Annotated in this window: 5 protein-coding genes and 1 rRNA gene; 5 read left to right on the plus strand and 1 reads right to left on the minus strand. The window is 73.4% G+C overall.

Features of this window, described 5'->3' with window-relative positions:
- The 5 genes from ACWGIU_RS30250 to ACWGIU_RS30270 all read left to right on the plus strand — a co-directional run.
- Positions 1 to 295, plus strand: a 295-nt coding sequence (locus ACWGIU_RS30250) for a DUF4129 domain-containing protein (protein ID WP_453711112.1), incomplete at its 5' end; no start/stop codon positions are given.
- Entirely contained in the window at positions 292 to 1,587 is a 1,296-nt protein-coding gene (locus ACWGIU_RS30255; RefSeq protein WP_453711114.1) for a DUF4350 domain-containing protein, read from the plus strand. The genes ACWGIU_RS30250 and ACWGIU_RS30255, both read left to right, overlap by 4 nt.
- Positions 1,584 to 2,570 carry an AAA family ATPase gene (locus tag ACWGIU_RS30260; RefSeq protein WP_453711116.1) on the plus strand — a complete coding sequence of 329 codons (987 nt, stop codon included), beginning with the start codon at positions 1,584 to 1,586 and terminating at the stop codon, positions 2,568 to 2,570. Before ACWGIU_RS30255 ends, ACWGIU_RS30260 begins: the two co-directional genes overlap by 4 nt.
- Positions 2,570 to 3,880: a DUF58 domain-containing protein gene (locus ACWGIU_RS30265; protein WP_453711118.1), complete on the plus strand. Its 1,311-nt coding sequence runs from the start codon at positions 2,570 to 2,572 to the stop codon at positions 3,878 to 3,880. The genes ACWGIU_RS30260 and ACWGIU_RS30265 overlap by 1 nt, the downstream gene beginning before the upstream one ends.
- 48 nt (positions 3,881 to 3,928) lie before the next feature.
- Entirely contained in the window at positions 3,929 to 4,525 is a 597-nt protein-coding gene (locus ACWGIU_RS30270) for a Uma2 family endonuclease (protein ID WP_453711120.1), read from the plus strand.
- Positions 4,526 to 4,629: 104 nt separating this feature from the next.
- Here ACWGIU_RS30270 and rrf read toward each other — a convergent pair.
- Positions 4,630 to 4,696: ribosomal RNA gene (gene rrf, locus ACWGIU_RS30275) — 5S ribosomal RNA — on the minus strand; the annotation flags it as partial.

Raw genomic sequence — 4,696 nt, forward strand, 5'->3', positions numbered from 1 at the left:
CGCCGCCGCCGGCCGCTGGACCGAGGCCGTCCAGGAACGCATGCGCGCCGTCGTCCGCTCCCTGGAGGAGCGCACCCTGCTCGACCCGCGCCCCGGCCGCACCGCCGACGAGGCCGCCGCCGAAGCCGCGCTCTCCCTCCCCGACCACGCGGCCGAACTCCGCGCCGCCGCCCGTACCTTCGACGACGTCACCTACGGCGGCCGCACCGCCGACGCCGACACGTACGCCCGCCTGCGCGCCCTCGACCTCACCCTGGACCGCGCAAAGCCGCTGCTGACGGGACCCACCGCATGACCGGCCCGACCGATCCGGCCTCCCCGGTGGGGACTTCGGCCCCGCCCGCGCCCGAGACGCAGGGGTCCGGGGGCAACGCCCCCGACAACCATCCCGGCAACGCCCCGGCCCCCGCACCCGCCGACGCCGACGCACGCACCCGCCGCGTCCGCCGGATCCGGCGCGCCCTCACCGCCGTTGCCGTCCTCGCCGCCGGCGCCATCGCCATCGCCGCCCTCAACTCCGGCTCCCGCCACGGCTACCTCGACCCCCGCACCACCGACCCCTTCGGCAGCCGCGCCGTCGCGGAGCTGCTGAAGGAACGCGGCGTCACCACCCGCGTCGTCACCACCGCCCGCGAAGCCGCCGATGCGGCCGGCCCCCGCACCACCCTCCTGGTCACCGACCCCGACCGGCTCGGCGCCACCCAACGCGGCGTCATCCGCTCGGCCATCGACCTTTCCGGCGGCCGCACCGTCCTCCTCGCCCCCAGCAGCCACAGCCTCACCGATCTCTCCCCCGGCGTGCACACCGCGGGCGCCGCCGACACGGAACACCCCGCCCCCGGCTGCACCCTGCACGCCGCCACCTCGGCCGGCCGAGCCGACACCGGCGGCGGCCTCCGCTACACCACCGCCCTCCCCCGGGCCACCGCCTGCTACCCCAGCGGCGGCCACCCCACCCTCCTCGTCCTCCCCACCGGTCCCACCGGCGGCGACACCGTCCTCCTCGGCTCCGAGACGATCCTCCTCAACGAGTCCCTCGCCGACGAAGGCAACGCCTCCCTCGCCCTCCAACTCCTCGGCTCCCGGCCGAACCTCGTCTGGTACCTGCCGTCCCTCGCGGACTCCGACCCCGACACCGCGCCCCCCGGCGAGGACAAGAGCTTCCTCGAACTCGTCCCCGCCGGCTGGGTCTGGGCCCTGCTCCAGCTCTTCGTCGCCGCCGTCCTCGCCGCCCTCTGGCGCGCCCGGCGCCTGGGCCCCCTCGTCACCGAGAACCTCCCCGTCGCCATCCGCGCCTCAGAGGCCACCGAGGGCCGCGCCCGCCTCTACCGCAAGGCCGACGCCCGCGACCGCGCCGCCACCGTGCTGCGCGCCGCCACCCGCGAACGCCTCGCCGCACTGGTCGGCGTACCGCACACCCAGGCCCACGACCCCGCGGCACTGGCCCCGGCCGTCTCCGCCCGCCTCTCCGGCGAGCCCCGCGACGTGACCGCCCTCCTCTTCGGCACCACCCCCTCCGACGACGCGGCACTCGTCGCGCTCGCCGACCACCTCGACGCCCTCGAAAGAGAGGTCCGTACGTCATGACGTACCCGGCCACCGAGTCCACGGCAGTGACCGCGGACAGCGCCCGCGCTTCCCTCGAAGCGCTCCGCACCGAGATCGGCAAGGCCGTGGTCGGCCAGGACTCCGCCGTCACCGGCCTCGTCGTCGCGCTCCTGTGCCGCGGGCACGTCCTCCTCGAAGGCGTCCCCGGCGTCGCCAAGACCCTCCTCGTACGGGCCCTGGCCGCCTCCCTCGCACTCGACACCAAGCGCGTCCAGTTCACCCCGGACCTGATGCCGAGCGATGTCACCGGCTCCCTCGTCTACGACGCGCGCACCGCCGAGTTCTCCTTCCAGGACGGCCCGGTCTTCACCAACCTCCTCCTCGCCGACGAGATCAACCGCACCCCGCCCAAGACCCAGTCCTCGCTCCTCGAAGCCATGGAGGAGCGCCAGGTCACGGTCGACGGCACCCCGCGGGCGCTCCCCGACCCCTTCCTCGTCGCCGCCACCATGAACCCGGTCGAGTACGAGGGCACGTACCCCCTCCCGGAAGCCCAGCTCGACCGCTTCCTCCTCAAGCTGACCGTCCCGCTCCCCTCCCGCGAGGACGAGATCGGGGTCCTGACCCGCCACGCCGCCGGCTTCAACCCCCGCGACCTGCACGCCGCGGGCATCCGTCCGGTCGCCGGCCCGGCCCAGCTCGAAGCCGCCCGCCAGGCCGTCGCCCAGGTCGCCGTCTCCCCCGAGATCGCCGGCTACGTCGTCGACATCTGCCGGGCCACCCGCGAATCGCCGTCCCTCACCCTCGGCGTCTCCCCGCGTGGCGCGACCGCCCTGCTGGCCACCGCCCGCGCCTGGGCCTGGCTCACAGGCCGCGACTACGTCACCCCCGACGACGTCAAGGCCCTCTCCCTGCCGACCCTGCGCCACCGCGTCCAGCTGCGCCCGGAAGCGGAGATGGAGGGAGTCACCGCCGACGCCGTGATCACGGCGATCCTCTCCCACGTCCCCGTCCCGCGCTGATGGCCCTCACCGGACGCGCCGCCCTGCTGGCGGCCCTCGGCAGCATCCCGGTCGGCCTCCTCGAACCGAGCTGGACCGGCATGCTCGCGGTCAACGGCCCGATCGCGCTGGCCTGCGCGCTCGACCGCGCCCTCGCGGCGCCCGTACGCGGCCTCGTACTGGCCCGCTCCGGGGACACCTCGGTCCGCCTCGGCGAACCGGCGGACGTCCACCTCACGGTCACCAACCCCAGCAGTCGCAAGCTCCGGGCCCGCGTCCGTGACGCCTGGCCCCCGAGCAGCTGGCTCCCGGGCACGGAGACCGCCGCCTCCCGCCACGAGGTGGTCGTCCCCGCGGGCGAACGCCGCCGGCTGACCACCCGGCTCCTGCCCACCCGCCGCGGCGACCGCCAGGCCGACCGGGTCACGATCCGCTCCTACGGCCCACTGGGCCTGTGGGCCCGCCAGCGCTCCCAGGTATCCCCCTGGACCGTCCGGGTCCTGCCGCCGTTCACCAGCCGCAAGCACCTTCCGTCCCGGCTGTCCCGCCTGCGCGAACTCGACGGCCGGACCAGCGTCCTGACCCGAGGTGAGGGCACCGAGTTCGACAGCCTCCGCGACTACGTCCCCGGCGACGACACCCGCTCCATCGACTGGCGTGCCACGGCCCGCCAGAACAAGGTGGCCGTCCGTACCTGGCGCCCCGAACGCGACCGGCACATCCTCATCTGCCTGGACACCGGCCGCACCTCGGCGGGCCGTGTCGGCGACGCGCCCCGGCTGGACTCCGCGATGGACGCGGCCCTGCTCCTCGCGGCCCTGGCCACCCGCGCCGGGGACCGGGTGGACCTGCTGGCCCACGACCGCCGGCCGCGCGCCCAGGTCCAGGGCCGCTCTGCGGCCGACACCCTCCCGTCGTTCGTCAACGCGATGGCCACCATGGAACCGGAGCTGGTCGAGACGGACGCCAGGACCCTGGTCTCCACCATCCTCCGCAACGCCCCGCGCCGGTCCCTGGTGGTCCTCCTGACCAGCCTGGACGCGGCCCCGATCGAAGAGGGCCTGCTTCCGGTGCTGCCCCGTCTCACGCAGCGCCACACGGTCGTGCTGGCCTCGGTCGCCGATCCACACGTCGCGTCCATGACAAATGCACGGGGCACGGTGGACGCCGTCTACGAGGCCGCCGCCGGCACGCAGACCCAGTCCCAGCGCCGCCGCACGTCCGACCAGCTCACCCGCCACGGCGTCCACGTGGTCGACGCCACCCCGGACACCCTGGCCCCGGCCCTGGCGGACGCCTACCTCGCCCTGAAAGCCGCCGGCCGCCTGTAGTCCGCCGCCGGGATGGATAGGCTTGTCGAGCACCCACCAGGAGGACCCATGGGCGACCTCACCTCCGAGCAGATGCGCCGCATGCACGACTTCGCGGAGCAGCTCGCCGAGCTGGCCGAGCACCAAGAGGACCAGTGGAAGGTACAGACCACCGACGGTCAGATCTTCCTCACGATGATGAGCCCCACGGCCCCCCACGGACTCAATGTGGTGCGTCTTCGTCGCCAGATCGAGGCGCAGACGCCGGAGGTCATGGCCCTCAACGACACGAACATGCGTGATCCCCAGACGGGACTCACCAAGGTCCCCGATCTCATGGTCATCGCGGAAGAGGACACCGATGACACAGCGAAGGTCGTCAACTCCCGCGATGTCCTGATGGTGGTGGAAGTGGTCTCCCGCACGAATTCCCTCACTGACATCCGCGACGAGCTGTACGACTACCCCAAGATGGGAGTTCCGCTGTACGTCGTCGTAGACCCCCGCAGGGACAAGCGGACTGTCACCGTGCACAGCGATTCCTCAGCAGGGCCTGACGGGATCCGTTTTCGCAAGACGGTCCCCTACGCCTTCGGGGACATCGTCACTGCCGGCCGCTGGACTCTGGACACGAGCACCCTCAAGAGCTATCCCGCTGACTGGTGAGGCGCGGCGCCGACCACCGATCTGGCCGTAAACGCAGAGCCGTGAACGCAGAAAAGCCCCGCACCGGACCCGTAAGGGGCTGGTGCGGGGCTTCCGCAATGATTGTTCGGCGGCGTCCTACTCTCCCACAGGGTCCCCCCTGCAGTACCATCGGCGCTGAAAGGCTTAGCT

The organism is Streptomyces sp. NPDC054840 (genome assembly GCF_053611065.1).

Excerpts from the sequence above, each read along its gene's own strand:
- ACWGIU_RS30255 (WP_453711114.1), top strand. The coding sequence starts at position 292 with ATGACCGGCCCGACCGATCCGGCCTCCCCGGTGGGGACTTCGGCCCCG.
- ACWGIU_RS30260 (WP_453711116.1), top strand. The coding sequence starts at position 1,584 with ATGACGTACCCGGCCACCGAGTCCACGGCAGTGACCGCGGACAGCGCC.
- ACWGIU_RS30265 (WP_453711118.1), top strand. The coding sequence starts at position 2,570 with ATGGCCCTCACCGGACGCGCCGCCCTGCTGGCGGCCCTCGGCAGCATC.
- ACWGIU_RS30270 (WP_453711120.1), top strand. The coding sequence starts at position 3,929 with ATGGGCGACCTCACCTCCGAGCAGATGCGCCGCATGCACGACTTCGCG.